The sequence below is a fragment of the Streptomyces sp. SLBN-31 genome, assembly GCF_006715395.1.
GTDB lineage: Bacteria > Actinomycetota > Actinomycetes > Streptomycetales > Streptomycetaceae > Streptomyces.
This window is the reverse complement of the sequence record NZ_VFNC01000001.1, coordinates 3,714,339-3,728,495: the sequence shown is the minus strand read 5'-3', so window position 1 is coordinate 3,728,495 and position 14,157 is coordinate 3,714,339. Positions and strand designations below refer to the sequence as shown.

The 14,157-nt window shown below is 69.6% G+C and carries 15 protein-coding genes and 2 pseudogenes; 7 read left to right on the top strand and 10 right to left on the bottom strand.

All coding sequences use genetic code 11. The features are described from left to right. Position 1 precedes the first annotated feature (1 nt). Both FBY22_RS17230 and FBY22_RS17225 read left to right on the top strand, forming a co-directional pair. On the top strand, positions 2 to 553 hold the full coding sequence (locus FBY22_RS17230; protein ID WP_260844900.1) for a hypothetical protein: 552 nt from the start codon (positions 2 to 4) through the stop codon (positions 551 to 553). Between the two features lie 49 nt (positions 554 to 602). After that, positions 603 to 1,302, top strand: a pseudogene (locus FBY22_RS17225) (phosphopyruvate hydratase); the annotation flags it as partial. Positions 1,303 to 1,358: 56 nt separating this feature from the next. On the opposite strand, the gene FBY22_RS17220 reads toward FBY22_RS17225, so the two are convergent. From FBY22_RS17220 to FBY22_RS44980, 7 genes are all read right to left on the bottom strand, one after another. Then, entirely contained in the window at positions 1,359 to 2,582 is a 1,224-nt protein-coding gene (locus FBY22_RS17220) for an MFS transporter (protein WP_260844899.1), read from the bottom strand. After that, positions 2,573 to 2,947, bottom strand: coding sequence for a fluoride efflux transporter CrcB (gene crcB, locus FBY22_RS17215; protein WP_142146545.1), 375 nt, complete (start codon positions 2,945 to 2,947; stop codon positions 2,573 to 2,575). Before crcB (FBY22_RS17215) ends, FBY22_RS17220 begins: the two co-directional genes overlap by 10 nt. Next, on the bottom strand, positions 2,944 to 3,291 hold the full coding sequence (locus FBY22_RS17210) for a DUF190 domain-containing protein (protein WP_142146543.1): 348 nt from the start codon (positions 3,289 to 3,291) through the stop codon (positions 2,944 to 2,946). The genes crcB (FBY22_RS17215) and FBY22_RS17210 overlap by 4 nt, the downstream gene beginning before the upstream one ends. Next, entirely contained in the window at positions 3,288 to 3,773 is a 486-nt protein-coding gene (gene crcB / locus FBY22_RS17205; protein WP_142146542.1) for a fluoride efflux transporter CrcB, read from the bottom strand. The genes FBY22_RS17210 and crcB (FBY22_RS17205) overlap by 4 nt, the downstream gene beginning before the upstream one ends. 127 nt (positions 3,774 to 3,900) lie before the next feature. Next, positions 3,901 to 4,596 (bottom strand): hypothetical protein, encoded by a 696-nt coding sequence (locus tag FBY22_RS17200; protein WP_142146540.1) that lies wholly within the window; start codon positions 4,594 to 4,596, stop codon positions 3,901 to 3,903. Positions 4,597 to 4,756: 160 nt separating this feature from the next. Next, positions 4,757 to 5,866, bottom strand: a complete 1,110-nt coding sequence (locus FBY22_RS17195) for an FAD-dependent monooxygenase (protein ID WP_260844898.1) — start codon at positions 5,864 to 5,866, stop codon at positions 4,757 to 4,759. Further along, positions 5,853 to 6,020, bottom strand: a complete 168-nt coding sequence (locus tag FBY22_RS44980) for a hypothetical protein (RefSeq protein WP_260844896.1) — start codon at positions 6,018 to 6,020, stop codon at positions 5,853 to 5,855. Before FBY22_RS44980 ends, FBY22_RS17195 begins: the two co-directional genes overlap by 14 nt. A gap of 234 nt (positions 6,021 to 6,254) precedes the next feature. Here FBY22_RS44980 and FBY22_RS17190 point away from each other — a divergent pair, with 234 nt between their 5' ends. Further along, a complete protein-coding gene (locus FBY22_RS17190; RefSeq protein ID WP_160159886.1) occupies positions 6,255 to 7,001 on the top strand; it encodes a Tn3 family transposase in 747 nt (248 codons plus the stop codon). Between the two features lie 70 nt (positions 7,002 to 7,071). Here FBY22_RS17190 and FBY22_RS17185 read toward each other — a convergent pair whose 3' ends face one another. Then, positions 7,072 to 7,668 (bottom strand): HD domain-containing protein, encoded by a 597-nt coding sequence (locus FBY22_RS17185; RefSeq protein WP_142146538.1) that lies wholly within the window; start codon positions 7,666 to 7,668, stop codon positions 7,072 to 7,074. Between the two features lie 165 nt (positions 7,669 to 7,833). Here FBY22_RS17185 and FBY22_RS17180 point away from each other — a divergent pair, with 165 nt between their 5' ends. The 3 genes and pseudogenes from FBY22_RS17180 (at position 7,834) to FBY22_RS17170 (ending at position 10,137) form a co-directional block, all read left to right on the top strand. Continuing rightward, positions 7,834 to 8,352: a recombinase family protein gene (locus tag FBY22_RS17180; RefSeq protein WP_142146536.1), complete on the top strand. Its 519-nt coding sequence runs from the start codon at positions 7,834 to 7,836 to the stop codon at positions 8,350 to 8,352. Then, positions 8,342 to 9,832, top strand: a complete 1,491-nt coding sequence (locus FBY22_RS17175; protein WP_260844895.1) for a S1 RNA-binding domain-containing protein — start codon at positions 8,342 to 8,344, stop codon at positions 9,830 to 9,832. Before FBY22_RS17180 ends, FBY22_RS17175 begins: the two co-directional genes overlap by 11 nt. An 8-nt stretch (positions 9,833 to 9,840) precedes the next feature. Further along, positions 9,841 to 10,137: pseudogene (locus FBY22_RS17170) on the top strand (hypothetical protein). A gap of 922 nt (positions 10,138 to 11,059) precedes the next feature. Here FBY22_RS17170 and FBY22_RS17165 read toward each other — a convergent pair. Then, complete coding sequence (locus FBY22_RS17165) at positions 11,060 to 12,259, bottom strand: PP2C family protein-serine/threonine phosphatase (RefSeq protein ID WP_142146534.1); 1,200 nt, start codon at positions 12,257 to 12,259, stop codon at positions 11,060 to 11,062. A 604-nt stretch (positions 12,260 to 12,863) separates the two neighbouring features. Then, entirely contained in the window at positions 12,864 to 13,355 is a 492-nt protein-coding gene (locus FBY22_RS17160) for an ATP-binding protein (protein WP_142146532.1), read from the bottom strand. Positions 13,356 to 13,503: 148 nt separating this feature from the next. Here FBY22_RS17160 and FBY22_RS17155 point away from each other — a divergent pair, with 148 nt between their 5' ends. Further along, entirely contained in the window at positions 13,504 to 13,881 is a 378-nt protein-coding gene (locus FBY22_RS17155) for an STAS domain-containing protein (protein ID WP_142146530.1), read from the top strand. The last annotated feature ends 276 nt before the right edge of the window (positions 13,882 to 14,157 follow it).

Below are 14,157 nucleotides of genomic sequence, written 5' to 3'. Positions count from 1 at the left end.
CATGCCCGTAGCCCGTGCGCCCGCCCGGTCCCAGTTGCCCGGCAGCGGTTTGTGGCGCCGCGTCCTGGGCCAGGTCGTCTGCCGCCGTCGTCGGCCGACGCCGGTTCTTCTCGAACGCCCACCCCAGGTCGGGGAGCTGCTTGAGGTCCTCAGCGATGCCATGGAGGTCCAGCAGCGCGCCGACGGTGCGGTGGCGGCCTGTGGCGAGCCGGGACCCGTTTGCGCTCAGGCCGCCCGGGATTGTGGCCGGGTGAGTTCGGAACTTCACCGGTTGCACGTCCGGCTGTGGCAGCTGCGGCTGACCGAAGCTGATCTGGCAGAGATACAAGCACGCGCGGGACGGTTGCTCGCCTACGACCAGTGGATGGTGCGCCAGTCCCTGAATCTGGCCTTCACCGCCCACCCCGATGCCCGCACGGAGGCCGCCCGGCTGCAGATCAACGGTCTGGGGCGGCCTGCGGATGATCTGCGGCGGCTGCGCGACGCTCTGCGGAATCAAGCCGCCCACGAGGCGTCTGCGGATCGCAGGGCCAGGGAGGCGAGCCGGTCATGAAGGCGGTGGCGCCAGCCGACGGGCCGGGTTTCGCGCTGGTGGATGCGGAATAAAGCTCAAGGCCCACCTCGCCCCTGAGGGTCACCCCACCGGCCTGGGCGACGAGGACGGCTTCGCCCCCGACATCGCCCGCCCCGAGGACGTCCTCGCCGTGCTGGTCGAGGCGATCACCGACGCCGGGTACACGCCGGGCCGCGACGGCATCGCCCTAGACCCGGCCGCCAGCGAATTCCGCGAAGCAGGTGACGGCCGCTACCGGGTAGCGGGCGAGGCCCTGGCCAGCGATCAGCTCATCGACCGCGACGACGATGACCGACAGGTTCCCGATCTGGACCATCGAGAACGGGCTCGGCGAGGACGACCGGGACGGCTGGGTCCGCCTGACCGAACGCCTCGGCACCCGCATCCAGCTGGTCGGCGACGACCTGTTCGTCACCAACCCCGCCATCATCGCCGAGGCGATCGAGAAGAAGGCCGCCAACGCCTCCCTCATCAAGGTCAACCAGATCGGCACCGTCACCGAGACCCTGGAAGCCATCCGCGTCAGCCGCGAAGCCGGCTACGCCCAGATGGTCTCCCACCGCTCCGGCGAGACCGAGGACGCCTTCATCGCCGACCTGGTCGTCGGCGACGGCTGCGGACAGATCAAGTCCGGCGCTCCGGCGCGCGGTGAGCGGGTGGCCAAGTACAACCGGCTCATCGAGATCGCCGCCGCCGAGCCATCCCTGACCTACCGGCTCAGCCACTGACGGGACAGCCAGGGGCGCGACCGGACGTGCACCCCTGGCTGTGCAACGCCGGGATTTCAGGGCCGGCCGGTCCGAGTGACGGACAACAGGACCACGGCGAGCACCTGGATGACGGCGACCACCGTGATCAGCGCAGGGATCGAGTAGCCGTACAACCCGCCGGTCAGTGCGCCGCCGGCCAGGCTCGCCGCACCGACGACCCCGGCGAACAGCCCGTAGGCGGTGGCCCGTCGTCCGCGGGGGGTCAGATCGGCGACGGTGGCGCGCAGGGTGGATTCCTGGATGCCCATGGCCGCACCCCACACCAGTGACCCGGCCACCGCGATCGCCACCGTGTCGGTGAACGCCAGCACAACGACGCCGGCGGTCAGCACCGGCAGGGCGATCAGCACGCGGGGACCACAACGGTCGTAGAGCCACCCGGTGGCCAGGGCCGCCACGGCGTCCACGGCCATCGCCGCCGCATACAGCACCGGCACCCACGCGGCGGTCAGCAGATGCCGTTCGACCAGGTGGTAGGAGAGGACCCCGAAGGTGGCAAGCCCCGTCGTCGTGGCCGCGGTGAAACCCGCATACGTCCAAAACGCCCGCGGCAGCCGCCCATCCGCTGCCTGGTGTGTCAGGGCCGCCGCCGCTTCCGCCTCACGTTCATAGGCTTCGGGGTCCGGCACCCTGGCCCGCAGCCAGAACAGCAACAGCAGTACGGCGATCCCGGGCACAGCCAGCACGCCGAGCGCGGGGCCGTAGTCGCCACCGGTCAGCGCCAGCACCCCCGCCACGAGCAGCGGGCCGGCCAGGGCACCGATCTGGTCCATGGCCTCATGGACGGCGAAGCCACGCCCCCGCCCGGTGGCGGCCGTGGCATGCGAGAGCAGGGTGTCCTTCGCCGGCGAGCGCACCGCCTTGCCGACCCGCTCGGCGATCACCAGCGCGCACGCCGCCCACAGCACGCCCACCACGCCCAGCAGCGGCACCGAGACGACCGTCAGGGCATACCCGCCGATCGCCAGCCCCCAGAAGCGGCGCGTGCGGTCCGCCAACGGCCCCGAGATCAGCCGCAGCCCCAGAGCCGCCGCCTCACCGGCACCCGTGACCACCCCGACGACCAGGGCGGAGGCGCCCAGCGATGCCAGCAGCGGACCCGTGATCGAGCGGGCACCCTCGTAGACGAAGTCGGCGAGCAGACTGACCGTGCCGAACCACACCACGAACCGCCACGGCCCCATCCGCGTCGGCTGACCGGCTTCCTGCTTCCTGGACGCCGCCGGGTTCACGCCCACAGGGCCTCCGCCGGCGCCACCCCGACGAATGCCGCGCCGAGCCCGGCCACCACGCCGGCCACGACATTGGCCGCGGCGAAGAACCGGGCCCCGCCCTCGGCCAGCCGCAGCGTCTCGTAGGAGAACGTCGAATACGTCGTCAACGCCCCGCACAGCCCGGTCCCCAGCAGCAGCTGCACCTGCGAGGAAGCGGCCCCGGCGACCGCGGCGCCGGAGAGCAGGCCGAGTATCAGGCACCCGACGACGTTCACCGTGAAGGTGCCCCACGGAAAGACGGTGTCGTGCCGCTTCTGCACCGCCCGGTCGCTCAGATACCGCAGGGGAGCGCCGACCATCGCGCCGACGACCACGAGCAGCCAGTTCACGCCTGCTGCCCCCGGCCGACGTAGCGGATGACCTCACAGTCGTCGAGGATGACGAGCCCCTCCCTGACCAGCTCGTCCAGCTGCGGCAGGAAGTCCCGCACCCGCTCCTCGGTGTCCACGATGACGATCGCCACCGGCAGGTCCTCGCTCAGTGACAGCAGCCGCGAGGTGTGGAACAGGGAGGAGGCGCCGAAACCCTCCACCCCGCGGAACACCGAGGCGCCGATCAGCCCGGCCTTGTGCGCACGGTGCACGATCTCGCTGTACAGCGGTTTGTGATGCCAGACGTCGTTCTCCCCGATGAAGATCGTCACCCGCAGGGCGCTGCCCGTGAGCCGTGTCATCGCTGCCTCCGTGCCACCAGGCGGCGCGCCACCGTCGCCGCGAGCCATACCGCCGCCAGCGCCGCACAGAGCGTCGCGGCCAAGTACGCGAGCCCGGTCCGGGGATGACCAGCGTCGACCAGCCTCTGGATATCGACCGCATACGTCGAGAACGTCGTGAAACCGCCCAGCACCCCGGTCCCGAAAAACGGCCGCACCAGACGGTGCGCCGCCCACACATCGGTGATCAGCACCATGAACACGCCGATGACCGCGCAGCCGAGCGCATTGACCCACAGCGTCGTCCACGGAAAACCGCCCGCCGCAACCGGCCACAACTGCGACGCCCCGTACCGGGCCGACGCTCCGATCGCCCCGCCGAGCGCGACCACCGCCACAATCGGAACCTGCGCCCGCCAGGGCTGCTGCCGCTGAGCGGGCACGTGCAGATCGACGTCGGGATCCGTGGGCTCGACCGTCGCCTTGGGGTCGGGGGCTGTCATAAAGGTACGTCTCCCACTCGCCGTGGCCCGGGCATACGGGCACACACCATCGCAAGTAGGGACTGTTGGCGGCACCGATGCCGCGGTTCGGGTACGGCGAGCCCCACCGCCGCGCTGCGATCACACGTCACAACCGGCGTCCAGGGTAACGGCACGACAGGCGGCGCCACGGTAGGCGTCCATTACCCGGACACGGACCAACGAGCGTACAGGCGGCAACGGCGATATCGCTGACCAGGGCCAGGCGCCAGGCTGTCCATCTGGACCTGCGGCGAGCTCGGCGCCCGTCGGCCGGGCTGCGGTCGCCGGCTTCCAACAGGACGAGGTCGCCGGGCACCAGCGTCCGGGCAGGCACCACCTTCACCTGACTGTCGCGGCACACGCGGGCGGTGAGCCCCAGCATCTGGCGCAGGGCTTCCAAGCTGCGCTCGGCTCGGCGTTCTTGCAGGAAGCCGAGGGTGGCGTTGATGAACAGGACGAGGGTGATGACGATGGCGTCCTTGATGTCGCCGAGGATTCCGGCGCTGACGGCGGCGGCGAGCCAGGGTCGTGGGCAGGGACTTGCCGCCGCTCGATCTGCTCCCGCTCGGCTCGCAGCTCCAACTCCGCGACGAGGCACGGCGGGCTGTGGCGTATCGCCCGACGAGCCAGGAAAAAGGAGGACGTTGGCCAGGGCGTCCAGCACGATACGGCCCCGGGCGAAGCCTTCGCCGCCGAGGACCGGTCCCGCGACGGCCCCGGCCGGCAGACAGAGCAGGGAGACCACAGCGGGCACGGGGCTGCCAGGCGGGCGATCACAGGCTGGAAGATTGGGGTCGGCCATGCCCGATACATCGGTGTGCGCGCCGCCCGCCAACCACTCGCCACCCGTACACCGGGCCGCTCAAGCCCTTGTGTTCCTCCCACGGATGCCGCCGTGGCCGCTCGTGCGGACGGTCCTCGGGAGGTGAGGCTGCGGGCGGGGCGGGTCAGATGTTGGAACCTCAGCGAGGCGCACTGATCAAGTCCGGCACGCCCGCGTAGTCGGGCAGCTCGACGCCGTTGATCGCGCGCCCGACCAACTCGGTGAACCACTCGCCGGCGAAATCGGGGCCCGGCTCGGCGTCTGGCCCGGGGACGTCGCGGCTGCGGGCGTTCAACCGGCCGATCTCCTGGTTGGCCTCGACGAACGAGCGCATCCGCGCCTCGTAGCGGGTGAACCCGGCCTCGGGGTCCCACTCGGCGGCCGCCAGCTCTCCGGCCAGCAGATAGGCGCCGACCAGAGCCAGCCCGGTGCCCTGCCCGGACATCGGTGAGGAGCTGAACGCCGCGTCCCCGAGCAGCCCCACCCGTCCGCTGGACCATCGGTCCATCACCACCTGGGCGACCTGGGCGAGGTAGAAGTCCGGGGTGTCGTCCAGGTGCGCGAGGATGTCCGGCGCCAGCCAGCCCAGGCCCGCCAGCCGCTCACGCAGCAGACGCTTCTGGGCCGCGACGTCACGGTAATCGACGTCGAAGTCAGCTGAGGGGAGGTAGAACATGGCCATCGCCCGGGTGGCGTCCTGGATGGGTCGCAGGAGGGCAGAGCGCCCGGACTCCTGGTCCTGGTACTCGAGCAGCCAGCGGTCCAGCCCGAATTCGTTGGGCACGCTGTAGAAGGCCAGCACGTGCCCGAGGTGGCGGAGGAACCGCTCATGCGGCCCGAAGACCATCGCCCGCAGCTCCGAGTGGAGCCCGTCGGCCCCGACCACCAGGTCGAAGCGCCGCCGGTCGCCGTCCGCGAAGAACACGTCGACCCCGTCCGTGTCCTGTGCGAGTTCAGCGATTCGGTCGCCGAAGACGTACTCGACGCCGTCGCGGGTGTCGTCGTACAACACCTGGGACAGGTCCCCGCGCAGAATCTCGATGTCCGCGATGAACCCGTCGCCACCGTCATCGTCCGCGCGGAAGGTCTCCAGCACCTGCCCGGCCGCGTCCACGGTGTGCGCGCCGGCCGTGTCCGTGCATGCCGCGCGGACCGCCGCGTCCAGCCCCATGCGCCCGATGACCTCCTTGGCGACACCGCGCGCGTCCACCGCCTGCCCGCCGGGACGCAGTTCGTCAGCCCGCTCCACCACGGTCACCTCGGCCCCCCCGGCGGCGCAGCCAGTGGGCCAGCGCCGGTCCCGCGATGCTCGCCCCCGCCACCAACACCTTGGGACCTCTCACCCACATCCCCTGCTTGCCCGTCCGGACCGTGCGCTCCTGCTTGGGGTCGTCGACACCCATCACTGCCTCCGTACGCTGCTTCCCGCGCTGGAACCTTCTCAGCACAGCCCCACCGCTGTCGGTGGATCCAGGGCATGGACTGCGGGTCCGCACAAAACTCATCGGTACGGCCGTGTTCTCGTATAGCTACGGCGAACGGAGGTGTAGCCCTGCGTGAGCGCTGTTGAAGGTCGCTTCCCCGCGCTGGGCCTCTCGTTGAGCTGAACGAGTGACGTCGGCGGGAAGGGCGGAGCGGTGCGACAGGACTGGGAGCCGGAGGACCTGATCGAGGTCTGGACGCTACTCGAAGACGACATGAAGCGGGTGCGGAACAAGTCCGGGACGACCCGGCTCGGGTTCGCGCTGCTGCTGAAGTACTTTGAGGTGGAGGCCCGGTTCCCGGAGTCGGCCAAGGAGGTCCCGGCCGCTGCGGTGGAATATGTGGCCCAGCAGGTGTACACCACCGCCCTGCGGCTGGGCACCGCCGAGGCCGAGCAAGTCCTGCGCCGCTTCACCCGCGGCGGGCCGAAGCACCCGACCTACCAGGCCATCGAGGAACTCGGGCGGGCGGTGCGCACAGCGTTCGTCTGCGACTACCTGGCCGACGTCGAACTGCGCCAGGAGATCCACGAGGGCTTGCAGGTCGGGGAGAACTGGAACAGCGCGAACCAGGACCTCTCCTACGGCAAGGACGGCGATCTGGCCGGGTCGGACAAGGAATCCCAGGAGGCGTCGATGCTCGCCCTCCACCTGCTCCAGTCCGCCCTCGTGCACGTCAACACGTTGCTGATGCAGCAGGTCCTCGTCGATTCGAAGTGGGCCGACATGCTCACCGATGCCGATCGGCGGGCTCTGTCCCCGCTGTTCTGGACGCACGTGAACCCCTACGGCCGGTTCGAGCTGGACATGAACAGCCGCCTTCAGCTGGACCTGACCACCCCAGCCGCGACCGTGCCCACCCCGCGCCGCCCGCAGGACGAGGCGGCACCGACCGGGAGGTGATGCCCGGTTCTAGGCTCGGGCGGCCGGAGCGTTCCGCTCCAGTCCCGCACCCAGGGTGGCGGCGAAGTCCTCAGGTGTGGATCGGGAAGGACGCCTGGAACGCCAGACGTTCGTCGGCCTCGTCGCCGATGCGGGAGAGGATCTCGTCGAGCGCGAGGAACTCCTCCCACACCGGCCGGCCGGTGGCCTCGGCCAGCCTGGCCACGACGAGGTCCTCCAGGTCGGGAACGCGCTTGTTCTTCCAGATCTTGTCGGCGAGGCTCACAAGGAGATCCTCCAGAACGACGTCCGATCGCGTCCACGACGCGTGCGTCGCGGCGAAGCGGGCGAGCTCCGGGCTGATGCCGCGTTCGAGTAGCAGGGCCCGCCCGGTCTCCTCATGTGCCGACCCGGGCCCGGAGAGCTCGGCCAGATGCACCGTCTTGCCTATGTCGTGCGTCGCGGCCCCGAACAGCGCCGCCTCCCGGTCGATCGCCGCGGAGGGATAGCGCTCCTCTACCCAGCCGATCAGCTGATGCGCGACGTCGTGGACGGCGCGTAGGTGGGCCGCTAGCCGAGGCGGACCGCCCAGCGCGGACAGAAGCGCTGCGACATGATCTGGAAGCGGGAGCAGGGGAAGGTCGACGGTGCCGCCCACGGCTCTCAAGAAGACGGTGTCGGTTGTCACCGCGTCAGGGTACTGACCCAGGCCGTCGATTGTGTCCGATAGAGGAACCCTCAGCGAACAATGATGATCTTGCCTGGCGGGAGAGATCTACCTGTGCTGACGGCGTCTCATTTAGGGTGTCCGGTGATCTGTACGCTGAGCGGGGGTTTACCGTACGCTCCGGGGATGCTGGACGTCCCGGAGGACCGGATCTACCTGGACCACGGGCTGACCGGAACGAACCGCGACCGGCCCGGCCTGGCCCAGGCCCTCGCGGCGGTCCGCGCCGGCGACACCCTCGTCGTCCCCAAGCTCGACCGCCTTGCGCGCTCGGTACCCGACGCCCGCGACATCGGCGACTCCCTCACCGCCCGCGGCGTCAAGCTCTCGCTCGGCGGCACGCTCTACGACCCCGCCGACCCGATGGGCAAGATGTTCTTCAACATCCTGGCCACCTTCGCCGAGTTCGAGGTCGATCTCCTGCGCATGCGCACCCGTGAAGGCATGGCGGTGGCGCGGGCCAAGGGCAAGCTCAAGGGGAAGCAGCCCAAGCTCACCGCCCGCCAGCAGAGCCACCTGTTCCAGCAGCACCAGTCCGGCGAACACACTATCGCCGAGCTCTTTTCCGTCAGCCGCGCCACGGTCTACCGCGTCCTTGAACGCCACCAGAACGCAGCCACGCCGTCGACTCCCGGTGGGCAGTGACGTGCTGCCCTACGTCTATCAGGTCGCCCAGTACGACCCCGCAGACCGCGACCAGCACGGCCACTACGCCGGCGCTGAGGACACGACCAGCGACCACGGGCCGGTCGAAACCGCCTACCTTCAAGCCGTCGCCGCCTTCGCCGAAGACAGCGGCGTCGACCAGCTGGCCATCCGCGAGCCGCAGCTCGGAGGCTTCGCCCACTTCGGCCTGGAACCACCAGCCGACGGCTACGGCCTGGCCGGCCTCTTCCCCGCCGGCCCTGCCGAGTTCCACGACGGGGCACTGGTGCCGATCGGTGTCGGCTTGGAACTCGTCCGAGCGATGCTCCGCGACAACGGCGCCTGGTGCCGCCTGGAGGTCGAGGGAGAGTTCACGGTGCACGTCGGCTGGGACCAGTACCTCTACATCGGCAGCAACCTGCCCTGCGAAACCGCGCTGACCCGCACCCGAGCGCTCGGCCTGTTCACGCAACGCCTGGACACATCGCCGTACGACTTCGCCCCCGACGACCCCGCATACGTGCAGCGGCCAGCCGACGCCGACTTCTGGGCCCGCCTGCACTGGACCGTCAGTGCCCACCGCGCGGTGTTTCTGGAGGAGGTCTTCGCCGTCAACGCCTCCCAGTGGCACCGCCTGACCCGCGACAACATCGACACTGTGCGCTCCCAGCTGGCCCCACGCGCACAGCTGGCAATCTGGCCGGACCTGCTCACCGACGTCGACACGGCGGTGGCCGCCCTGCCCGACGAAGGTCTAGTGGAGATCATCTGGGAGAAGGAAGACGGGAAGATCACCAGCACGGTCGTGGACGAGACCCAGTTCGAGGAGGTGACCTCCCAGCTTGCCAGCGCGAGTGCTGCCGGCGTCGTATCCATGTACGCCGGTGAAGATCTCCCGCTGTTCACCGCTGTACTACCCGACAGCGACGGGGTCCTCCGCGCGCGCTGGCAGACCGAGCCGACACCCAGCGACCGGGACTGGGCGTTCCTGAAGACCCTGCGGCGCGGCCAGGTCGTCACCGGCACGGTGACGTCCATCGCCAGTTTCGGCGTCACCTTCGTGGACATCGGCGGCTTCACCGCGATGATCAACATTCCGGAGCTGTCCTGGCGTCCGATCAACCACCCGTCCGACGTCGTCAGCGTCGGCCAGGAGGTCACAGCTGAAGTTCTAGACGTCGACATGGTCTGGGAGCGAGTGCCGCTGTCGCTTCGAGCAGTGCAGGAAGACCCATGGCCGCAGGTAGCGCAGAGGATCGGCCAGGTGGTCACAGGGCCGGTCACCAAGATCGTGCCGTTCGGTGTCTTCGTCCGCATCGAAGACCGAGAGGACGGCTTTGAGGGGCTCGTGCACACCGACGAGCTGGATCAATCGCCGCAGGACGTCATCGAGGTCGGCGACGCTCTCACCGTGAAGATCATGGATGTCGACCTCGTACGCCGCCGCATTGCCCTGTCGCAGAGGCAGGCCGACCGGTGACGACGTGGATGCAGTGCTTCTGGGACGAGGAAGCCATCTGGTTCTACTTCGAGGTCGACGCCGGCGGCTGGGTGACCCGACAGGTCGAGCTCCAGGGTTCCGAGCTGACCCCGATCGCGGCTGCGTCCCTGGATGAATGGCAGCGTGCCCAGCAGGCAGGGGGTCTGGCCGAGTACGAAAGAATGTTCGGGGTTACCGCTGGGCTCCCGGTCTCACAGTAGGAGGGGCACCAACCCGATCAACTGACTGCGCAAGAATTCGAGGCGGTCTGGGATGCCGCCCGTCGTGCGATCACAGCCCGCTAACCCGGTTACCCATGGGCAAAACGCTGAGACCCTGACAGCAGCACGTCAGATCGACTACTGAAAGCTACTTGTCACTTCGTGGCAGCTTCGGGAGTACAGGGCCGTCATCCATGCAGCCGACTCCGGAAACTGACACCGGCCCTCTCGCCCGGTTCAGCCGCGAGCATCACCCTGCGCTACATGTCCGTTTGCCGTAGCTATACGAGAACAGGGCCGGTACGACCGAAAGCGCGTCCACTGCCAGGTGGGCGACTGGGCATGCCGACCTGGCCGACCGGCAGCCCGGCACCACGGTCGTCGCTCTGTCGCCACCGGGATGTGGGCACTGGCACGCCTGGTGCCCTGGCTGGAGCCGGTCGCACGGCTGATCGGGTCCGAGCCCCACCCGGACGGTTCCACTCCCTGCCAGAACGCACGTTGGGCCTGCGAAGGGGACAGTGACCCCGGGTCTCGCCCTCCGCCCATGGGGACGATCGTTCGGCTGAAGCACCATGGAGCATGCCGCCGAGATGCGACTGCCCTCCGCGCGCCACCTATAGCGGCCTCGTAAGAAGCCGCCCGTCGGTGGTTCCCCTTATGGCGGGCGGTCTCGTGTCGTAGGCGTCCAGAGATCAAGGTCGGTGGCGGCGACGTTGGCGTCCTGGGCCGCTGGACGACACCGGCCGTGGCCGGCGACGGGATTCGAACCCGCGTCACCCTCTTTACAGGAGAAGTAGCCGCAACCTTCGCACCTGAACGACGATCACTCTAGCCCTCCCACAGCCGCCAGGCATACGAATATCCCCCCTCCGTCGCCCGAGGCGACGGGGGCACACCCTCGCCAGGTGACGAGGCGCACGAGCGCGGCGAGCTTGTCCGGTGGGCTACCGATCGGCGCCGGCGTCAGGCCGTGCTTGGACGCAATCGCCAGTGATGACCCGGGCTATGTGGGGTTGCGCGGGGTTGCCGCGAGGGGGCCGTGCCAGTCGAGGCACAGGACCGTGGCGTCGTCTCGCGGCTGTCGGCCGCCGTAGGCTTCGGAGACCGCACCGACCAGCGTGCGCACGACCTCGCGGGGGTGTTCGGCTGCGGTGTCGTGGAGGAGGCCGCGCAGGTCGACGGTGCGCGCTTCGCGTTCCTGCATGCCGTCGGTGTGCAGGACGAGGCGGTCGCCGGGGCGCAGGTCGAGGTCCTGCACCTGATAGGCGCCCTGCCAGGAGACGCCGAAAGGCAGGTTCACCGTCAGGCGCAGTTCCTCGACCTTGCCCTCGCGCAGCCGCAGTGGCCAGGGATGGCCGGCGTTGACGAGCTGGGCGCCGCTGCCGTCCAGGGCGATGCGCACCAGTTGCCCTGTGGCGAAGGTGCGCCAGCCGTGCTCGACGAGGGCCTGGTGACTCTGGCTTGCTTGTTCGGCCAGGTCCTTGCCCGCGCGGCGGGCGCCGCGGGAGGCGTTGACCAGGAGGGTGGCAATCAGCGAGGCGTTCACGTCGTGGCCCATGGCGTCCGTGACGGACAGGTGCAGGGTGCCCTGGTCGAGGGAGTAGTCGTAGGTGTCGCCGGCGATGTCGGAGGCCGGGACCAGCGCGCCGGCGAGGTCGAACTCGGGCGCCTCACAGGAGGAGGCCGAGGGCAGCAGCTGGCGCTGGATCTCCGCGGCCAGGCTCACTGTGGTGGTGCGGTTGCCCCAGTGATAGAGGTCGGTGAAGCGGCGGTCGGTGACGATGATGTAGGCCAGCGCGTGTGCCGCCTCCTCGACCTGCTCCAGGACGTCCGGGGTGGCGTCGGTGAGGAACAGTTCCAGGACACCGATGGCGTCGCCGCGGTTGGTGACGGGGGCGAGCACCCGCTGCCCGGGATCCGGCCCGTCGTGCGCCGCCTGTACCAGCTTCTGGCTGCGCAGGACCTGGTCGTAGACGCTACTGCCGGCCAGGGAGACGGGTTCGGCCTGACGCTGCCGCGGTGTGGCGGTATTGTCGCTGACCCGCAGCAGTCGACGGCCGACGACGTCCACGAACAGGAACGACACGTATCGCGCACCGAACCGCTCGCGCAGGTTGCGCGCCACGACATCGAGCGATTCCACCGGTGCGGCGTCCTCCGCCGCCGCCAGCACATCCGACAGCCCGATCCGATCACGCAACACGTCCGCCTCCTTGGTTGTCACCCTTCTTCCCACCGAAGCGGCCGGCATGGCCGCTTTCCAGCTTTCAGCGGGTCTCCCGCTGGGCGGTGCCGGTGTCAGGTTCAGGCGCTCGCGTCGAGGATGAGAAGGAGGCCACGGTGCGCTGGGCCAGGGCGACGGCGGGAGTCGGTGAGGCCGGTGCGGTGGCCGGCTGCGTGGTCGGCGTCGGTACGCCGGGTTACCGTGCCGGCAATCCCGCTGCGGCAGGGCCACCCGACACGCGCCGGACACCAGCGCATCCGCAGCCGGCTCCGGCGTGGCTCAGCTGCCCGGGCCGGAGGGAACCATGGCCTGCATCGTCATCGGGTCCGTGGTCCTTGCCCTCACCTGCGTGCCACTGGGCCTGTACCGGCCGCCTGACCACACCGCCGCCGGTTCGCCGCTGTTCAGCGCCCTCCACCGCTTCGCGGCCCTCGCCTACGCCAGCCTGACGCCTGCCTCGGTATGGTCCTTCTTGTCGGCCGTCTGGTCATCCACTTTGACCCCACCAGCGCGATCCCCGGCGCGGCGACGAGCCTTGACGCTGTCGGTCCCGTCGCCGTTTGAGCGGTGGCGCCAGTTCGCTTTACAGGGGCCTGCGGCCGGTGAGCGCGCCACCTGGGTCGTCGGCCAGGGCGAGGCGGGCGGTGATGCGTTTGCCGACGGGCTCGCGTTGCGCTTCGAAGCCCTGGGCGACGGCCATGACGATCTCCAGGCCGTGCTGGCCGACCCGGCCGGCGTCCGCGGCCCGGGCGATGGGCAGGACCGGGTCGGAGTCCCACACCACGATCTCCACCAGGCCGCCGAGGATGCGCAGGTCCAGCAGGACGGGGCCCGGGGCGTACTTGCGGGCGTTGGTGACCAGTTCGCTGACCACCAGCTGGGTGAGGTCCATGGCGCGCTGCGAGACGGGCAGGCCATGCTCGGCCTGGACCTGGGCGAGGAATCCGGCTGCCAGGTGGCGGGCCTGGGCGATGTCCGCGCCGTCGCCCACCAGAGCAGCGCTGGTCTGTATGACCGGCCTGGCCGGCGTCGCGCCCTCGTCCTGCACTGGGTTCGGTTCCCTCACAGCTGTCATGTCACTCCCTCACCATTGAGCGTGCGCGTACCCGCACTGCCGGGGATCACGCCTTTCCCTTCTTGTTGGATCGGCCACACAACGCCGCTGCCCCTATCACGTCGGGCGGCACTGTGCGCGCGAGGCTGAGTGTGTAAGGATCATCTGCATGTCTGAGGGAGAAATGACGGACACCGAACACATCGCGCAGGCCGGTCACTTGTCGGTGGTGGCCACCGACGCCGACGGCATCCGCGTGCTGAGCCTGGCCGGAGAGATCGACCACCACACCGGCGACACCCTCCGCCAGGCCCTGGAGGCCTCCGGCACGGCCCACTCCCGCGTCGTGGTCGACATGCGCCAAGTCACCTTCATGGACTCCAGCGGCATCAACATCCTCATCACCGCCCACCACAGCCTCAACGAAGCCGGAGGCTGGCTGCGCCTGGCCGCTGTCGGCCCATCCGTGATGCGTACCCTGCAGATCATCGGCCTCGACGCCCTCATCGACTGCCGCGAAACCCTCCAGCAAGCCCTCGGCCACTGACCGCCCCCCGAACCGACCGCCCGCCGACTGGCCATGGCCTTGACTCAGTGGCGGGCAGCAGCGTGAAGAAGCCAGGACATGTATAGGCGGCGCGGTGCAGCAGCAGGGCGCGCGCTCCGCAGGCGGGCACGGCTACCACGCCACAGAAGACCAGTGGAGCCGGCTGCGGGGCATCCACAGCCGGCCTCTGCGCCGACCGTGACGGCCGCGGCGGTGGTAGAGCCGCCGAGCCGAGGCCGATGACCGTCGTACGTGTGCAGCAACGCCCACAGTCAC

Bases quoted from the DNA above. Each gene is read 5' to 3' on its own strand.
- FBY22_RS17230 (WP_260844900.1), top strand. From the start codon at position 2: ATGCCCGTAGCCCGTGCGCCCGCCCGGTCCCAGTTGCCCGGCAGCGGT.
- FBY22_RS17210 (WP_142146543.1), bottom strand. From the start codon at position 3,291: ATGACACGGCTCACGGGCAGCGCCCTGCGGGTGACGATCTTCATCGGG.
- crcB (WP_142146542.1), bottom strand. From the start codon at position 3,773: ATGACAGCCCCCGACCCCAAGGCGACGGTCGAGCCCACGGATCCCGAC.
- FBY22_RS17200 (WP_142146540.1), bottom strand. From the start codon at position 4,596: ATGGCCGACCCCAATCTTCCAGCCTGTGATCGCCCGCCTGGCAGCCCC.
- FBY22_RS44980 (WP_260844896.1), bottom strand. From the start codon at position 6,020: ATGGGTGTCGACGACCCCAAGCAGGAGCGCACGGTCCGGACGGGCAAG.
- FBY22_RS17180 (WP_142146536.1), top strand. From the start codon at position 7,834: ATGCTGGACGTCCCGGAGGACCGGATCTACCTGGACCACGGGCTGACC.
- FBY22_RS17160 (WP_142146532.1), bottom strand. From the start codon at position 13,355: ATGACAGCTGTGAGGGAACCGAACCCAGTGCAGGACGAGGGCGCGACG.
- FBY22_RS17155 (WP_142146530.1), top strand. From the start codon at position 13,504: ATGTCTGAGGGAGAAATGACGGACACCGAACACATCGCGCAGGCCGGT.